The 17,333-nt window shown below is 60.1% G+C and carries 15 protein-coding genes; 11 read left to right on the top strand and 4 right to left on the bottom strand.

From position 1 onward, the window contains the following. Positions 1 to 29 precede the first annotated feature (29 nt). The 4 genes from BEN47_RS06630 to BEN47_RS06650 all read left to right on the top strand — a co-directional run bounded on the left by BEN47_RS06630 (position 30) and on the right by BEN47_RS06650 (position 5,541). Positions 30 to 3,068: a toprim domain-containing protein gene (locus BEN47_RS06630; protein ID WP_070726500.1), complete on the top strand. Its 3,039-nt coding sequence runs from the start codon at positions 30 to 32 to the stop codon at positions 3,066 to 3,068. A gap of 640 nt (positions 3,069 to 3,708) precedes the next feature. After that, positions 3,709 to 4,749 (top strand): ArdC family protein, encoded by a 1,041-nt coding sequence (locus tag BEN47_RS06640; protein ID WP_070726505.1) that lies wholly within the window; start codon positions 3,709 to 3,711, stop codon positions 4,747 to 4,749. Between the two features lie 29 nt (positions 4,750 to 4,778). Next, a complete protein-coding gene (locus tag BEN47_RS06645) occupies positions 4,779 to 5,066 on the top strand; it encodes a hypothetical protein (protein WP_070726507.1) in 288 nt (95 codons plus the stop codon). Between the two features lie 79 nt (positions 5,067 to 5,145). Then, positions 5,146 to 5,541 (top strand): hypothetical protein, encoded by a 396-nt coding sequence (locus tag BEN47_RS06650; protein WP_070726509.1) that lies wholly within the window; start codon positions 5,146 to 5,148, stop codon positions 5,539 to 5,541. A 208-nt stretch (positions 5,542 to 5,749) separates the two neighbouring features. On the opposite strand, the gene BEN47_RS06655 is transcribed toward BEN47_RS06650, so the two are convergent. Both BEN47_RS06655 and BEN47_RS06660 read right to left on the bottom strand, forming a co-directional pair. After that, the gene (locus tag BEN47_RS06655) at positions 5,750 to 6,313 is read right to left on the bottom strand and encodes a hypothetical protein (RefSeq protein ID WP_070726512.1); all 564 of its coding nucleotides are present in this window, start codon (positions 6,311 to 6,313) and stop codon (positions 5,750 to 5,752) included. Beyond that, complete coding sequence (locus BEN47_RS06660; RefSeq protein WP_070726514.1) at positions 6,313 to 7,104, bottom strand: ParA family protein; 792 nt, start codon at positions 7,102 to 7,104, stop codon at positions 6,313 to 6,315. The genes BEN47_RS06655 and BEN47_RS06660 overlap by 1 nt, the downstream gene beginning before the upstream one ends. An 840-nt stretch (positions 7,105 to 7,944) precedes the next feature. Here BEN47_RS06660 and BEN47_RS06665 point away from each other — a divergent pair. The 7 genes from BEN47_RS06665 (at position 7,945) to BEN47_RS06695 (ending at position 14,924) form a co-directional block, all read left to right on the top strand. Then, complete coding sequence (locus tag BEN47_RS06665; protein WP_070726516.1) at positions 7,945 to 8,469, top strand: BfmA/BtgA family mobilization protein; 525 nt, start codon at positions 7,945 to 7,947, stop codon at positions 8,467 to 8,469. A 7-nt stretch (positions 8,470 to 8,476) separates the two neighbouring features. Beyond that, positions 8,477 to 9,496: a DUF5712 family protein gene (locus BEN47_RS06670; RefSeq protein WP_070726518.1), complete on the top strand. Its 1,020-nt coding sequence runs from the start codon at positions 8,477 to 8,479 to the stop codon at positions 9,494 to 9,496. A 50-nt stretch (positions 9,497 to 9,546) separates the two neighbouring features. Next, positions 9,547 to 11,922, top strand: coding sequence for a TraM recognition domain-containing protein (locus BEN47_RS06675; RefSeq protein WP_070726520.1), 2,376 nt, complete (start codon positions 9,547 to 9,549; stop codon positions 11,920 to 11,922). 105 nt (positions 11,923 to 12,027) lie between these two features. Further along, positions 12,028 to 12,321 (top strand): hypothetical protein, encoded by a 294-nt coding sequence (locus BEN47_RS06680; RefSeq protein ID WP_070726522.1) that lies wholly within the window; start codon positions 12,028 to 12,030, stop codon positions 12,319 to 12,321. 187 nt (positions 12,322 to 12,508) lie between these two features. Next, positions 12,509 to 13,288: a hypothetical protein gene (locus tag BEN47_RS06685; RefSeq protein WP_070726523.1), complete on the top strand. Its 780-nt coding sequence runs from the start codon at positions 12,509 to 12,511 to the stop codon at positions 13,286 to 13,288. 116 nt (positions 13,289 to 13,404) lie between these two features. Next, on the top strand, positions 13,405 to 13,674 hold the full coding sequence (locus BEN47_RS06690; protein WP_070726525.1) for an antitoxin VbhA family protein: 270 nt from the start codon (positions 13,405 to 13,407) through the stop codon (positions 13,672 to 13,674). After that, positions 13,674 to 14,924, top strand: a complete 1,251-nt coding sequence (locus tag BEN47_RS06695) for a Fic/DOC family protein (RefSeq protein ID WP_070726527.1) — start codon at positions 13,674 to 13,676, stop codon at positions 14,922 to 14,924. The genes BEN47_RS06690 and BEN47_RS06695 overlap by 1 nt, the downstream gene beginning before the upstream one ends. Positions 14,925 to 14,933: 9 nt before the next feature. Here the strand turns inward: BEN47_RS06695 and BEN47_RS06700 are convergent, their stop codons facing one another. Further along, on the bottom strand, positions 14,934 to 15,530 hold the full coding sequence (locus BEN47_RS06700) for a carboxymuconolactone decarboxylase family protein (protein ID WP_070726529.1): 597 nt from the start codon (positions 15,528 to 15,530) through the stop codon (positions 14,934 to 14,936). Positions 15,531 to 15,809: 279 nt separating this feature from the next. Further along, positions 15,810 to 17,315, bottom strand: a complete 1,506-nt coding sequence (locus BEN47_RS06705) for a cellulose synthase family protein (RefSeq protein WP_070726531.1) — start codon at positions 17,313 to 17,315, stop codon at positions 15,810 to 15,812. Positions 17,316 to 17,333 lie beyond the last annotated feature (18 nt).

Genomic DNA, 17,333 nt, shown 5'->3' on the forward strand with positions numbered 1-17,333 from the left:
CATTTAAGACCACCCGTAAGCCTCCCGCGATGAATGCCCCTACCCGAGAAAACGACCCCACCGAGCTTGACCGATTCAAGCGTGACATTGACCTTGTAGACTACGCCTCGCGCACCGGCTACGAAGTGACCAAGGAAGGCCGTAACGGGCACTGGCACCAACTAGAAAAAGACGGGGAAAAGCTCATCGTTACCCGCAAGGATGACCATCAGGTGTACCTGAACGTGGGCGACGACCGCGACAAGGGCAGCGTTATTGACTTCGCCAAGACCCGAGGGGGCGACGGTTCGGGTCTGAATCTCGGCCAGGTGCGCCAGGAGCTGCGCGAGTACCTGAACGACGGACCGGCCCCGGTCCGCCAGTACGCCCCAGCGCCTGATGTTTCCCGGCTCAATGCCTTGCCCGTGGGCGACCCCGGCCACGAACGCCAGCAGGAGGAGGACCGCAAAACCCGCCTCATTACCGAAGTGCTAGGCGTCAGGGGCGAGCTGACCGACCGCAGCTACTTGCATGGGCGCGGCATCGACGATACCACCATCGACAGCCCGGCTTTTCAGGGCCGCATCTTTACGGCCCAGCAGAACGAGCACAAAAACACGGCCTTTCCGCTCTATAATGAGAACGGGTTGGCCAGCGTCGAGCAGAAGAACGAGCACTATAAAAACCTGCTACACCTGCCCAAAAACGGCATTTGGGTATCGCACCCCACGGAGGGGAAAGAAACGCCGGTAGCGCGCATTGTCGTATCCGAATCGGCCGTAGATTCCCTTTCCCATTACCAGCTCAAACACGAGAAGGACGCTAAAAACACGCTTTACATTGCCACCAGCGGCACCCCCACGGAAGTGCAGGTAGCCTTGATTCAGCGGGTAATCGATAAGCAAGAGCCCAAAGAAATCGTGCTGGCCAATGACCGCGACGCCGGAGGGCGGCAGTTCAACATGAATTACATGAATGAACTGCACCCCGCCCGCCCACTGGTGCCCGTAGCCGACCAGGAAGCCTATAAAGAAGCCAGCCGGCCGGTGGAGTGGCATGCTACGTCGGACAAGTACCACACAGGCCTAAAAGTGAGCTACCACCACGACAGCGCCGAAAACGGCGCAGCCCAGGTGCAGCAGCTCACGGACCGGGTAGCGAAAATGAACGGCACCGGGGAAGCCGGGCCGACCATTGAGGTAGAGGTTCAGCGCAGCACCGAGCGGGAAACCGTCCTTCGCTTGTTGGTGGCCAAGGCCGATACCGCGCAGCTCGAAGTAATCAGCCAGGAGCTTTACCGCCAGCGGGAGCAGCTCCGGCCCGAGCAGGAGCGCGGCCAGGAAACCTTTATCCGTGTCGATTATCCGCAGGCCAAAGATTGGAATCGGGACCTGGAGCTAACCGCCCAGGGCCTGAGCGCCGAGCAAATCCGCGCCCAAGCCGTGCTCGATGAGCAGCAGCGCGCCGCTGAGCGGGAGCAGCGCCGGCAGCAGGAGGAGCAGCAGAAGCGCGACGAGCAGGAAACCCGTCGCCAGAACGACGAAGCCCAGAAACAGCGGGAGCGGGACAACACCCCGGAGGCGCAGAGAGAGCGCCAGCAGGAGGACAAGCGGTTTAATCAGGCCGTGATGGGCGCGGCCGTGGCCGACGCCGGCAGCCCCGACGACGGGCGGCAATTCCGCTCCTACCGCAGTGAGCAGGAAGCGGCCGAGCATACCGCGCAGTTTGTCCATGCCAAAGATGCCGGCCTGGTGTTGCTGAAAGAGTACATCAACGACAACCCCGCCCCCACCGGCCGCAAAGTCGATGAAGCCGAGCAGGAGGAGCTTCGCGGCCGTGCCCGCTACGCCGCGCCCGCCGCCGCCATCAACTTGCCCACCGGCCCGCCCGCCGAGGAGAAAACGGCAACGTGGAAAATTGACGAGGTAGCCGCCAATACCACCGGCCGCGCCGAGGCGTGGAAGGAAATCCTGGATAATTCCGGCTACTCGATGCAGACGAGCGAAGTTCGGAGCACCGTCGATGAGCAGGGCATCCGACGGGCCGAGTTCGACATGAAGTATCGCAACGACCAGCCGGATATTGCCATCATTCACGCCATCCTTACCAATACCAACGCCCGCGCCGAAGCCGGTGATGAAAAGTATGCCGGCGTGAGCGTCGCCGAAAGTGAGCCGGACCGCGCCGCTCGTCAGGCTGCGGCGGAAGCCGCCGCCATCCAGCCCCACAGCCGGGACCGCAGCCAGGACGTGGCCGAGAAGCCCGCCCCGGCCGAGGTGCAGCTAACCGCCGTGCCCGCCGCGATGCCCACGGCGACACCGGCCGCCGAGGTGCAGGTGGCCGCAGCACCGGCCGCGCCTGCCGCTGTTATATACCTCAATGTAATGCCGATGCCGGATGGCACCATCCACGACCGCGACACCAGTACCCACGCCGCGAGTTACAGCATGTATGAAATTCAGGTGGATGCCCAAAACCCAAATAAGGCCATCATTATGCCCGCCGCCAACGCGCACCCGCAGTTGGTGAGCAATACCAACTTTGCCGTGCGGCCAGTCTATGATTTAGTTGCGCAGCCGCAGCCCGGCGATGCTTACGTGGCCGTAGCTACCCCTACCCAGGCCGAACGCACCCCGGAAGGCTGGAAAATAACCGAACGCGGCCAAGCCGGCTTTTCGCCCGACAAGCCCATCGAGCGCAGCCTGGTCCAAAGTGAAGTTACCACCGCTACCGCCGCCAATCAGGGCAGTGAAAAGCAGGTTATTATCAAGGTGGACGAACCGGCCACCCCGGCGGGCGAACGGGGCCAGGCCGAGGCCGTGAAAGCCGCCATCACCGGCAGCGGAGCCAAAGCCGGCGACATTCAGAGCACCACCGACGCCGAAGGCATCCGGCACTCGGAAATGAAGGTATCGTACCGCACCGACCAGCCCGAGCTTGCCAAAATCAGCCAAACGCTCGACGCCGTGGCCAACCAGAAAGGCAGCCAGGTTATTGAGCACAGCAGCGACCGGGCCGAGCGGAAAGACATTAGCCGGGGCCAGGAAATAAGCCTCAATCGGACCCGCACCGCAGAAATCACCCGGTAGCCGGGCGCTTCGCGCCCGCCCACCGCGCCGAAAACGGCGTTACCCCTGCCTGTTTCAAAAAGCCGCCCCGGATTCCGGGGCGGCTTTTATAGTGGCCAGCGGGGGCCAGGCAACTTTCTCTCCCTGTCGCCCCTATTTAGTGGTTTGCAGCTTTTCAGGGCTGTTTTCTGAAGCAGCAGTCGTGCCGGTAGGTGGCAATTAATAGGTTTTGTAAGCCCGTTTTCGAGGAGTTGGGCGTGTCCCTTCGGGCCAGGCTATCCAGGGCTACGGCTTCGCCTCCGGTCCTACGGACTAAACCCTTCCTATCCTTCACGCGACCGCCCCGGCCCACGCCGCCCGGCATCCGGCCTGCTGCCTTTGCTTCCGTTGGGCGCGCCGGCTGCAGGCCGGATACCGCGCCGCGCAGGCCCCTACCCTATTCAGCAAAAGGGGGCTGCGGACCAACTGGCCCAAAAGCCAGACCATCCGCAGGCGCAAGAGCAACGATTGGGGCGGTAGGGGAAAAAGGCGGCAAAATGAGGCAAAGACAGGGTAAATAATGTGCTTAAAATACGTAAAAAGATTGTATAAAATGCAACTTACTAGGGCCGTTATACGTTTAACAAGTATAACAAACAAACAGAATAACAGCTCTTTAGCCATGAAAAAGACCACTAAAACCGCCGCCAAGAAATCTGCCAAAAAAGCCGCTGCTACTCCCCGGCCCGACGTGTACCAGATTGTAACGGACCGGATTATTTCGGCGCTAGAGGGTGGTATCATCCCGTGGCGCAAGCCGTGGAACGCGGTTTATGGCCTCCCCCGTAACTATTCCACGGGCAAAGTATACAGCGGTATTAACCTGTTTTTGCTCCATTTCAGCGGTGCCCTGCCGTTTTTTATGACCTTCAAACAGGCGCTGGCTTTGGGCGGCAACGTGCGGAAAGGGGCCAAAGGCCACCAGGTTGTTTACTACAACATTTCCACGCGGGAGAACAAGCAGACCGGCAAAGAGGAGAAAATGCCCTTTTTGAAGTATTACACCGTGTTTTCGGTGGAAGATATTGAAGGCATTGAGTTCAACTTGCCGAAGGTGGAGGAGCGCGAATTTACCCCCAGCGAAGTAGCGGAAGGCATCGTAGCTGAGTGGGCCGAAAAGCCCGCCATTACCCACTTGCACCAGCGCGCTTACTACTCGCCCAGCTTGGACTTTGTGAATATGCCCAAGCCGGAAACCTTCACCACGTCGGAGGGCTACTATCAAACCCTATTCCACGAGCTGACCCACAGCACCGGTCACAAGTCGCGCCTTGACCGTACCGACCTGACCGCAGGCGAGGGCAAGCAAAGCCTGAGCTACGCCCGCGAGGAGCTGACCGCTGAAATGGGGGCATCGTTCCTGAGCGCAGCGGCCGGCATTGCCACCGAGCAGACCGAGGAAAACGCAGTAGCCTACATTCAAAGCTGGTTGGAGCGGTTGAAAAATGACAAGCAGCTAGTGGTAAAAGCCGCCAGCAAGGCCCAAGCCGCCGCCCGCATGATTCTAGGCACCACGGCGGAGCCGGAAGGCGAAACAGAAGCGCCGGCCGCCCCGGAGGCGACGCCAGCCGCCGCGACAGTGGCCAGCGAACCCGCCATCATCCTCGACGACACCGACCGCGAATTTTTGGCCGCAGAGCTGAGCTGGTTAGCCAACGCCTAGCCCTAGCCCTAGACCTAGCTCTAAAAACCATGAAAGCCAGCGAAGCGCCCACCATTCAAAGCCCGACATGGAACCAGTACCGGAGCCAGATTATTGCCGCGATTGCCGATGTTGAGGTGCTGATGCAGCAGCTTGATAAAGGCATCAACAGCGAGGTAATGACCGAGGAGGTAGCCCAGCGGCTAGGTATTCAGATTGACACGGCCGAGGCTTACGAGGCACTACTGAAGCTCGTTAAAGCCACCCGCCCGATTGCCGGCGAAAGGCTGCGAATGACCAGCCACGAGCAAGGCGGACAATTTGTTCTCCTGCTTTAATCTCTTTCATTAAAACCCCTCCCCCGCCGGCCGGGCCTGACCAGCCCGGCCGCTTACCCCATCCCTTAACCAGTACCCCATGTTAAAATCAACCCCATTCGCCACCAGCAGCGCCCCGACGTGGGCCGCGCAGGAGGCATACCTAGCCATTGAACAGAAACCCCGCGACGAGGCCGAAAAGCGCCTGCTAGAGCAGGCGCGGGCCTACGTGCAGGCCCACGCCCACCAAGCCGATTTGCGCGACCTAGCGCTGGCCCTGCGTGAGCTGATGGGCGCCGGCTACCTGGTCGGCGGCGGCGGCTCCCACGTCTGGATGAAGCGCGCCCAGGGCGCGGGCGACCAGGCAGTCCCGGAGCGGCTGGCCATCGTAGCCGACCGGCTGACTACGGCCTTTCGGGATTGGTTCGAGTCGAAGCTGCCCACCGGCCCGCGCCGGAGCAGCCGCCCCGAGCAGAGCCACGTTTGCCAAGTGTAGCCCCTCCCCTACCCTCTTTGCCTGAGCGCAGCAGCCGTGCCGGTTGTTGCGCTCTCTTTTTTCCCAACCGCCCCAAAAAAGAAAGGACAGCCCCGTTAGGAGCTGCCCTTATTTGGCGCATTGGATGCCACTGTGCCGGATTGCAAGAATAAACGAAGTGCCGGCGACCAAACCGGCCAGTTACCCTTAACCAGTCCTGCAAACTACGTTAGTTCCCAGGGACTAATTTGCCGGTTTTCCGTAGGTGGGTCTCGTAGTGCCGGTGCGCCGCGTGTAAATAGGTCAGAATGTTGGTGGGCATATCCGTGCCGGGGGAAATATCGGGCAGCAGCCGCCGTATTTCCTGCCAGTCAGATTGGAGCATTTTCATGCTTTTCACGGCGGGCGACGCGGGCGCATCAGCCGGCGCAGGCTTGCGCCCACGCGGCCGACTTGCCGCCGCAGAAGCCACCGCTACCGGAGCCGCCGCCACCAGGTCAGCTACTGGCTGAGGCGAGGCAGCGGCTACCGGCAGTACCGGGGACGCCTCAACGAGCACTGGAGCTGGCTCCTCGATGGGCGCACGAGCTGGCGTTGATTCGGGCGCGGGGTCCGCAGTAGCCGGGGCAGGTACAGGCAATGGTTCAGAGGTCGCCGCAATGGCCGTTTCTGACGCTATTTTGGTTTGCTCCCCGCCCATGCCGGCGAAAGCTTCGCGGCGGTCCTCCTCACTGACCGGGATTCGCGGGCGGGGGGGCAGAATTTGCGGCTTGCCATAGAGGTTCTTAGCCATTATTTCGTTTCCGTTTTGGTGGAGGTGATAGCGGTAGAATCTTCTACTTCAGCAGAAGCGCCGGCGCTGGTTTTGCGGTTGGGGAGGTCCAGGCGTCGCACTAGCTCATCGCAGACCTTGCGGATTTCGTCCGAGCTATCCTTGGTACCGCCCGCGTAGTTGCGAAACGAAGGCGTTAGCAGGCTATGAAGAGTTGAGGCGCGGGTATAAGCCAGGCGATTGCTGAGGTAGGAATCAAAGCGCGAGAGGCCCAGCCCGTCTATGTAGTCGTCCATTTCCTTTTCTTCCCTACGGCCCGCTATTCGCTTGGTCGAGATGCCGAAGTATTGGAAATCAATTTGGGCCTTGTCAGCGGCTTTTTTCAGAGCTTCCAATATGCCCATAAATTCAGCCGTGGAAGCGCGGTCCAGATAATCCGATACCAGGGGCACTATTACCGCGTCGCAGCCGGTGAGCGCGTTAAAAACATCTTCCCCATCGGCTCGGCCGGGTATGTCGATAATGATGAGGTCATAGTCATTATCGGGGTTGTCGATAAACTCAAAGATGTTTTTCAGCCCCATTGGAAATACATCGTAGGGGTACCTGGCGTTGGGGTCGGCTTCGAGCATGACTTGCATACTTTGGGCGTCTACCTGTTGGCGGGTTTTGACAATGCTTTGCTGATAGTCACAATCAAGAATTGCGATTTTCAAGCCGTATTCGGTGGCAAGGGGAACTGCCAGAACGAGGGCCAGAGTAGATTTACCAGAGCCGCCTTTTTGGGTGGCAAAGCTGATAACTTTTGACATGGATTTTACTGGTTAAAGGGTGAGGTAATGATGCCGCCGAGTGGTCGGTTCGGAAGAAAAACAAAAGTACGCGAAGAGTAGAAGAGTAGACGAGTAGAAAAGAATAAAAGAAGAACAGTAGAATGGTAGATTAGTAGAAAGCAGATGAGTAGAATAGTAGAATAGTAGAATAGTAGACGAGTAGAAAAGAGGAATAGAAGAACAGTAGAAGGGTAGACGAGTAGAATAGCAAATGAGTACGACGACGAAGTAGACGAGTAGAAAAGTAGAAGAACAAAAAAGTGTAGAGGGTGCAGAGGTGAACAAAAGTAGAATAGTAGAATAATAGAATAGTAGAATAGTAGAATAGTAGAAAAGAAGAAGAAGACACTGCGAAGGAAATGGCGTAAGGTGGTCGTATTAATTGAAGTAGAATAGTAGACGCCGAAATAGAAGAAAGGGGAGGGTGATTTCAGGGAGGAGATGAAGCAAGGACCAATTAATAGAAACAGGTAGTAGAAAAGTAGAATAGTAGAAGGAAAATAAAAAAGCAATAAAAAGGCCGTGGGAGGTAATTAAGTACAGATTTGGTAGAATAGTAGAAGATAATAGCCGTAATTTTAGTCGTTATTCGGTAGAAATAGCAGTATAAACCTAATCATAATCCCCTGACAATACGTAACAATGATTATTAGCGAGAAGAACAACACAAACGCAATGCTAAAGCCTTGACGTTGTGTTATTTAGATTTTAGCAAAGCTAAAATTGTGTGACCAAGATAATTAAGTTGTTGATTAATAGTATGATTTTGGTCACAAGGCAAGTGTAGAGAGTAGTTTTAACCCTAGTTTTAGTCTGGAAATGGAAAGACCCAAACGGCAGCAGATTCGAGTAGCGCCCAGTAGCCACGCCAGCGCGACAAAGGCCGCTGCGGCGTGTGGGCTTAGCCTTAGTGAGTACACCGAGGCGACGTTGGGCTACTTCACGAGCCGCCAGCTCAACCCCGTGGGAGACGTAGCCCGCGAGGGTGAGCTAATCATGCTGCAAGTGAAGAAGCTAGGCGACCGGATTTTTAGCTACATGCAGGAGGAGGAGCGGAGCTTGCTCGTGCCGATGCTAGAGGAAATGTTGCGGTCCCGCGTTACCCTTGACAGGGTGCTCCGCATGAATGAAATCCTGGTTGCCAACTTGAACCGGCAACTAGGAACCATGACAAAGGAGCAGATAGAATCCCAGCGCGAGGCGGGCAAACAGCTCCGCGCACAGAACGAAGAAATGATAGAGCGCCAGGTACAGGAAGCAATTGCCGGCGCAAAAAAAGCGGGGCCAGGAAAGCCCAAAGCCGAGGGGCAAGCGGGCAAAAACGACGCGGAATTAAGCCGGTAGAGCGCGTATGTACGTCAAGCTAATCAACCCCGCGACGCACGGCCAGGCGGCCTACAACAATAGCGGGAGCAGCGCGCAGACGCTGAATTATTTGAAGCAGGAGACCGGCAAAGACGGGCAGGAAGCCGCGTTTTTTAACTCGGAGGAGGATGGGCTGAGCGCCGCCGAGCTGATGGCTGATATTGATTCCAACGTGAAGGGATTGCGGGCCGAGGACGCCAAGTTTTACTCACTGGTGCTAAGCCCCAGCGAGGCCGAGTTGGCGCACATCGACAACGACGGGGAGAAGCTGAAAGACTACACCCGGAAGGTGATGGAGCAGTACGCGCAGAACTTCCAGCTAAAGGATGGAAAGCAGCTTGGCAGCGAGGATATTGTTTGGGGAGCCACCGTTCACCAGGAGCGCAGCTACCGGGGCACGGACCCGGAAGTAGCGGCCGGCAACGCCAAGGTCGGCGACCAGCGGCCCGGCTTGCAGACCCACGTTCACGTTATCGTAAGCGCCCGCGATGCCGGCCAGAAAATCAGCCTGAACCCAGCAGGGCGGCGCAACCGCTTTGACCTGATGAAGTGGCAGGCCGGAGCGGGCAAGCAATTTGAAAAGCAGTTCGGTTACACGGCCCAGGCCCACGAAAAGCTGCGTCCGAAGCAGCGCGACGCCAGCCGCGACGCCGCCCGAGCGGTCAAGATTGCCGAGCGGGTTGGGGGCATAAACGGCCGGGTGGGCAAGGAGCAGCGGCTAGACCCGGCGCGGGTGCAGCAGATAGCCGAGGGCCGGCAGTACGATAAGACCTTTTACCGGATGCTGAGCCGGGTGGAGGAGCGGTCGAAGTCGGGCTCCCCCATTGACAACGCTTACCACTTGCTGAGCACGGGCAAGGAGCGGCCGGAGCCGCAGCGGTCCGCTAGCACCGTGTTACAGGCGGTGCAGCAGGCGGTGAGGTCGAACACCGGCCGCGACGAGCAGACCGAGAACATAGCCGAGAAAAAAGGGCGCAGGAGCGCCGAGCTTGACATTGAAATGTAGGGCAAAGCAGCCCGCTACCGTTAATCCATTCCCCACAGTTCCCTTTCTACATGACCAATTCAGCACCCCGGCCAGCGGCCGGAACGCAGAACGCCGGGCTGATTTTCGGCTTGGTACTGCTGGCCATCATCGGCGGCGATTATTACGTGCTGATGCACGGCCCCGAGATAGCCCAGGCCCGCCTTGCCCAACGCACCACGCAGCTAGCCCAGCAGAAGGCACAGCGCGAGGCGATGAGCGTGGTACCCGGTGCTGCGCCCAGCGCGGCAGCGGCCGAGAACCTGACTCCCAAGCAACGGCTGGCCGCGACGATGGCGCGCATTGCCGAGCAGAAGCGCCAGGAGCGGATTAGGAAGGCCCAGGAAGCAGCGGCCCCGGTAATAGGGGAGGGGGCGGCAAAGGGCGCGGTGGAACTGACCAAAACCACCGACCAGGAACTAGTTAAAGCCAAGACCGGAACCGACGCCCTGGCCAACGCTGGCAGTGGGATAGGCAATAAGTTTTTACTGAAGGTGGCCAGGTTCTACGGCCCGTTCGGCGTGTACTTGCGGGCACTGCTGCTGCTGGCTGGGTTGGCGTTGGTATTCATCCAGAAAGCCCCCCAGGGCAAGCCCGGCCAGGCCAAGCGCCGCGCTATCGACCCGCAGGCGCTCCGCATCGTAGCGGGCCTGAGCGGGCTAGTGTTTCTGGTTGCCGGCTATATGCTGCTGAGCATGGGCGGCTACTCGACGGGCTTTATTGAGTTTGGCTATCCAGGGTCCGCCGTCGCGGTGCTGGCCAGTGGGGGATTGGTCGGTCTGCTTTGGGCCACGACCAAAAAGCCGGCCTTTGGCCTGAGTACCGAGCGCAAGAAGGTGGAAACCCCGGACGCCATCTACTTCCCGACCGCCGACGGGGGATGGATAACGATAGCCAACCCCTTCCGGGGCACACTGGTACTCGGGGGAGCCGGCGCGGGCAAGACCTACTCGATAGGGGAGCCCCTGATTGAGCAGTTTGCCTATAAGAATTTCGCCGGCTTGGTGTACGACTTCAAATTCCCGGTTTTGGCCGAAGCGTTGCAAAAAGCACTGGTGCTGGCCGAGCGTCAGCACATGGCTGAGAAAGAGAAGAAAGACAAGTACGCGGCCAGTGCAGCGGGCCAGCTCCAAGCGAAGGTGAGCGCCAAGCTGTTTCAGCCCGAGCAGCAGCCAGAGGAAGAAAAGCCGGTGCAGCTTCACATCATCAATTTCCGCGACCTGACCCGCAGCGAGAAGGTGAACCCGTTGCGCGCCGCCGATATGCCGGTAGTGGCGTTTGCCGAGGAGTACAGCCGGGCCATCATCAACAACCTGAACCCGTCCAGCATCCGCAAGATGGAGTTCTTCGACATTAGCGCGGTGGCTTACCTAACCGGCATCATCTGGTTTTATAAGAAGCACTACCCCCGGTATTGCACCATTCCCCACGTCGTGGCCACGGCCATGTACCGGGAGTACACCCACGTCCTGAGTATGCTCGAAACCGATATAGAGTGCGGCGACCAGGTACGCAGCATTATTTCAGCGGTCCAGACCAAAGCCGACAAGCAGGTGGGCGCGGTACTCGGCACCTTGCAGGTCACGCTGACCCGGATTAACAGCCCGGAAATTGTGTGGGTGCTGACCCCAAACGAGGCGGCAGGGGAGGGGTTCTCGTTGGATTTGAACAACAAGAAAACCCCCAAGCTGCTCTGTGTCGGTAACGACCCGACGCTAAAGGAAACTTTTTCGCCCGTGGTGAGCTGCGTTATCACGGTCGCCCTAAAGCTGATGAACCAGCAGAACAAGCACCGCAGCTACGTTTTCCTGGATGAAGCCGCGACTATCTATGTGCCCGGCCTCGAAGTGATACCGGCCACGGCCCGGAGCAACAAGGTGGCGATGGTGTACATGACGCAGGACTTAGCCCAAATGACGGATGCCTACGGCAAGGAGAAAATGCAGGTGATGGTATCAAACCTGAACAACCAGTTTTTCGGCAAGGTGAACTCGCTGGAAACGGCCAAGTTCATTTCGGAAATGGTGGGCCGGGAGGAGAAGGAAATGGTAAGCACCAGCACCGGCACCAGTCAGGGGAGGGGAGCCCGCAACAATTCCACCAATCAGAATACCAGCTACCAGGAGCGCAGCTTGGTGCGGGTGCAGGATGCCATCGGCTTGCAGCAGGGAGAATTTATCGGGCAGACGGTGGAAACCGGCAGCACCTTTTTTCAGGGTACTATCTCGCGCACCGACGCCACCAGGGAGCGGTTTCCCCTGCATCCGATGGTGACCTTTGGCGGTCCCGGCGACGACGCGGAGGCCGCGCTTTCCAAGGCCGTGATGGATAATTTTCTCTTGGTCCGGCAGCAGGTAATGGATACGATTAAGGAACACCCCAATACGTTAGCCGGAGCCAGTCAATAAGCGTATTTTTACCAAGGCAAGCACCCATAAACCGTAAGAAACTGCACTTTTTACAAGTATTTCTTGTAGTAGGTGTAAGCAGTCTTTTCATTTAATTCCCTTCCCATGAACTCCCTAGCCAACATCGGTGAAACCGTCCAAAGCCCGGAATTTCAGGCCCGCTTCGATGACGTTGTGAGCGGCACGGCCCGGCGCAATCACTCGTACATCGTCTACAAAGACGCGCAGAAGCGCACGGTACGGGAATACCCGGCCACGGAGGAGATTTTTGAGGTCAGCGCGGATGATAAGACGCTCACCCTGCTTTCGGTGCACGGGGTGCCGGTGGCCCCGGCAGACGCCATCGTCGTTGAGGCGACGCCCTACCGCTTCCCGCAGCCCGTGTTAGCCGCGCATTAGGCAAGCACCAAGTAGATGGAGAAAGAGCCACCCAAACCAGTAGTTTATATGTTTGCCGGTCCCAATGGGGCCGGCAAATCTTCTATATACGAGGCCAGCAGCAAGGAATACCCGCAGGTAAACGCGGACGTGATTCAGAAAGAAAATCCGACTTATAGCCAGGGCCGGGCGGCGGGTAGAGGAACTGATGAAAAAGCGGACGACGTTCGCCACGGAAAACAACTTCTACAAGGCCAGTAACCTCAATACCGTTACCCGATACCAGGAGGCGGGCTACCGCGTCGAAGTAATCTATGTTAGTCTGGAATCGGCCCAGAACTGCAAAAGGCGGGTAGCCAACGGCGGACACAACATCACCGATAAGCAGGTTGAGGAACGCTTCAAGGGGGAACTGGCCACCGTCCGGGACCATTACCAGGTGCCCGACAAGGTTACGCTCCTAGACAACACTAGTCCGAGTTTGGCGCACAACCTTAAACCCTTGCTGACCATCGAGCAGGGCAGGATTGTTCAGGAAGCCCCGGAGCTGCCGCAGTGGGTAGCGGACATTAAAAACCATATCCGGCAGGTAGAGCAGCAGCAACAGAGCGGCGCGCAGGTTGCGGCGGCTACGCCCCAGGAGCGTTTCAGTGCCGCCGCCGCCCACGTCGCGGCCGGGCTGAGCGCCACGGGCCGGGCATCCGATGCTCAGGCCGCCGCCGAGTTGCAGGCGGTGGCCAGCGTGGTAGCGCGCACGGCTTACGTCGGGGGGCCGAACGTGGCACGGGTAGAAAAAGCCGCTCTGGCCGCAGACCAGGTGCCGGGCCTCGCCGGCAGCGCCCAGGTGGCCGAGCTGCGTACTTCCAGCAAAGCCTTGGAACAGCCGATGCACGAGCGGCCCGGAGCCGCCGCCAGCACCCCGCAGCGCGACGTACCCGGCCGCGAGGGGGCGGCATTGAACGGTAGCCGAAGCAGAAGAAACTTTTAGGCTCCCTGGTAAACACCTTAGCATTAGCAACTAAAAGTAGGGCTCAAAACGCCTGAAAACGACTTTTCAGGCCGTTTTTTCGTTATAGTAGTATCCATTTCCTACACCCAAAAGTCATGAACAAGACCTTCTTTGCGCCCGCTCCGGCCGGCCTCGACGCGGAGCAGCTTGCCGCCCGTGCGCAGCGGGAGCACGACAGCAACAATGCCATTGCCACACTGATGAGCAACGGCCCGGCACCCGGCCCGGAGAGCCTGGCCATCATGCAGCGATTCGTGGATGGGGAGCTGACCATTGAGCAAGCCATTGAAGAAACCGACGCCATGCTGCTTGCCCGCTACGCCCCTAAAGCCAGCAGCGAGGCACCTATTGAAGCGGTCCGGTAATGGCAGTGCTCAACGACAGGTTCAGCGACGAGAACGGCGTTCGGCTGAACAAGCTTGGCATCACCGACAAGGACCAACTGGCCCAGGCCGAAACGGAATCTTCGCTTCCGCGCTTGACGCAGCTCAACCGGGAGGGCGGCATCCAGGGCGGGCAGTACGACCAGGCGCACTTGAAGCAGGTTCACGAGCGGCTATTCAGCGGCGTGTACCAGTGGGCCGGCGAAACACGGGCGGACCGCGAGTTTCAGGGCCACAAGGACACCAACGTAACGGGCTTCAAGGAAACCATGACCTACGCGCCTCACAAGGAAGTGCCAGAGCGACTGGATGCCATCGGCGCGCAGCTCAACAAGGAGAACAACCTGAAGGGACTAGCGCCGGACAAGTTTGCCGAGCGGGCCGCTTACTACCTCGACCAGTACAACCACACCCACGCTTTCCGCGACGGGAACGGCCGCACGATGCAGGCCACCTTTACCCAACTTGGAAAGGCGGCCGGCTACGACGTGAATTTTAACCGGGCCAGCCCGGAGATTCTGAACCGCAGCCGGGACCTGGCCATCGTGCGTCAGTACCCCCCGGCCGAGGCCGGGAAGAACTTGCAGCCGCTGAAAGACATGTTTAAGCAAGTCATTACCCAGACGCCAGGAGCCGAGGCCGAGAAGTTGCGTGACCCCAGCCAGGCCCCGGCTCGCACCCCGGAGCTGAGCCAGGTTATGCGGGCGATGGATGCGCGGCGGGAGCTGGAGGTTACGGGCTACCGTTCCGCCAACATTATTGCCAATATGCCAGGAGCCGGCAACCGGGAGCAGGGGGTACAGCTGGCCCAGCGGGTAGAGGCCGTGAACCTCGACCCCAAAGTGCTAAATGGACCGGGCATTAATGAAATGCAGTTGGCTGCGGATAAGATTATCAAGCACCCCGGCTTGAAAGATACCCCGCTCGATATAGCCGATGGCAAGCGGTTAAAAGTCGCCTCGATGCAGGTCATGCAGTTGGCCGAGGGCAAGGAGATAGTGGCTCCGCAGCAGCAAAAACAGCCGGCCGCGTTGGTGCAGGAAAAGTCCGCTCATCCCGCCGCCCAGGTCGTTAAGACCCATGAGGAAGCGCAGCTCGTCTTTGCCAAAGCCGCCCGCGAGGTAGCCAAGGAGCTAGAGGCAAACGAACGTCATGCTGAGCGCAGCCGAAGCATGACGTTCTTAGTGGATACAGGTGATTTGCATAACTACTTATCAACCGGCTACTGCTGATTCGCCGCCTCAGGCGTGTTTGCCCGGCGACCAGCCCTGGCCGGCGAGGTACTGCTGGCCGGCGGCCACGGCTCCGGATTCCAGGGTGGTGCCCATTGAGTCGTTCCAGCGGTTTAGAAAGCCGAACAGGCTCACCACGCCCAGAATCTCTACGATTTCGCCCTCGTTCCAGTGGGCCCGTAGCGCGTCGCTGAGCTCATCGTTGACGGCATTGGGTACGGCCGAGGCGGCTACGGCGAAGGCCAATGCCGCCCGCTCAGCCGCGCTGAAGGCGGGGTGGGTGGCAAACTCCCAGATGTGGTCGAGCTGCTCCTGCGGAGCGCCGTAGCGCTCGGCCGCCAGAATGGTGTGGGCCTGGCAATACTGGCAGCCCGCCGCGTGGCTGCTCAGGTAGCCGACGAGCCGCTTCAAGGCACTGGTGACGCGGCCCTGGTTGGCCATCACGGCCTTGTTCAGCTCAATAAAGGCCGTGGCAATGGCCGGCCGGTGCTGCATGGTGAGTACGCTGTTGGGGCAAAAGCCCAGGGTCTCGTTGAAGAACGTAGCCAGCTGCGCAACTTCAGGGTTGGCAGTGGGGCCCAGGGGCGTGACGAGGGGAGCGGACATGGACGGGCGGGCAATGGGAAGTGGAGCGTGAACGAAGCCACAAAGCTGCACCAAATACCGGGAGCCGGGCCCGCCCGCGGGGTGGGCGGCGCGCCCAACAACCTTGGTAGCCACTAAGGTCTACTGCGTGGTGGGGGCGTGGGCGTAGCAGTAGTGCTGGTAGAAGGCGGCCATCAGGGGCAGTAGCGTAGGCAGGCTGGCCGGGCTGACGGCGCGGAACGTGAGGGGTATGGGCGAAAGATGCGAGCAGGGGAAGAAACGGGGCAGTTCCGGTCAGCCTCATCCCATTAATACGGGCGCGCCGTCCGTCAGGACCGGCGCGCCCGCTGCTGCCCCCGTCCGCCACGCGTACCAGACCAGCGTGGCGTGGCCCACTACCAGCAGCAGGTGAAACGGCAGCAGGCCATAGTCGCGGTAGTACAGCCCCGCGCCCAGCCCGGCCAGAAAGTAAAGCATGAGCAGGCTCTCGGCCCACGGCCACGCGCCCCGGCTTCGGGCGGGTAGCGCGGTGAGCGACCCGGCAGCGGCACTGCCCTGCTTGGGCGTGCGCACAAACGGCGTGGCCCGGCCCCAGAAGCCCTCCGCCACGGCGCGGGCGTTGTGCAGGGCCAGGCCCATCGACACGGCCAGAAACAGCAGAAACTGCGGCACAAACCAGCGCCCCGTGGCACGGCCGCCGGCCAGCCGCCAGGTGGTGTAATAGTAGTAGGTGAGGGGCGCGAAGGTGAGCAGAAAGCCCGCCGCCAGCTGAAAAACCGGCCGGAACTCGGGCCGGTGCGCCCGCACCCACACCAGCGGCACGCTCAGCAGGGCCATCACCAGAATCACGGCAAATACGCTGCTGTTCAACAGGTGGAAGGTGGCGTGCAGGCGGGTGGCCAGGGGCAGGCTGGCCGAGCGCCACACCCGCCCCAGGTGCTTGCGGGCGGTTTCGGCGGCGCCCTTGTTCCAGCGGTACTGCTGCGACTTGAGGGCCGCCAGGTGGGCGGGCAGCTCGGCGGGGGCCACAATGTCGGGGCGGTACACGAAGCGCCAGCCGCGCAACTGGGCCCGGTAGCTCAGGTCCAGGTCTTCGGTGAGGGTATCGGCCTGCCAGTTGCCGGCATCCTCGATGCAGGTGCGCCGCCACACGCCGCCCGTGCCGTTGAAGTTGAGGAAATGCCCCCCGGCCGCGCGCCCCACCTGCTCCACCAGAAAGTGGGCGTTCAGCCCAAAAGCCTGCAGGCGGGTGAGCAGCGACTCGGTCTCGTTGAGGTGGCCCCAGCGGGTTTGCACCACGCCCACCTCGGGGGCGGCGAAGTAGGGGAGGGTGCGGCGCAAAAAGTCGGGCGTCGGCACGAAGTCGGCGTCGAAGATGGCCACGAACTCGCCGTCGGTTTCCGTGAGGCCGTGGGCCAGGGCCCCGGCCTTGTAGCCCTGGCGGGTGGCCCGGCGCACGTGGCTGATGCGCAGGCCCCGGTCCTGGTGGTAGGCCACGCGGCGCGCGGCCAGGGCCACGCTCTCGTCGGTGGAGTCGTCGAGTACCTGAATGTGCAGGCGGTCGGCGGGGTAGTCGAGGGCAGCGGCGGCGTCGATAATGCGCGCCACCACGGCCAGCTCGTTGTATACGGGCAGTTGCACCGTAACATAGGGCCACTGGGCGGGCGGCGCAGGCGCGGGCCCCGGCGGGACCAAAGCCGTGCGGCGGGCCAGCCGGGTCAGCTGCCACTGCGCCAGGCTGAAGCCCAACATAAACACCAGGCACAGCCCATACAGGGCCACGGCCCCTCCTTCCAGAATCAGCATATTTAACAAAAATAAGCG

The organism is Hymenobacter lapidarius, assembly GCF_001816145.1.
Classification (GTDB): domain Bacteria; phylum Bacteroidota; class Bacteroidia; order Cytophagales; family Hymenobacteraceae; genus Hymenobacter; species Hymenobacter lapidarius.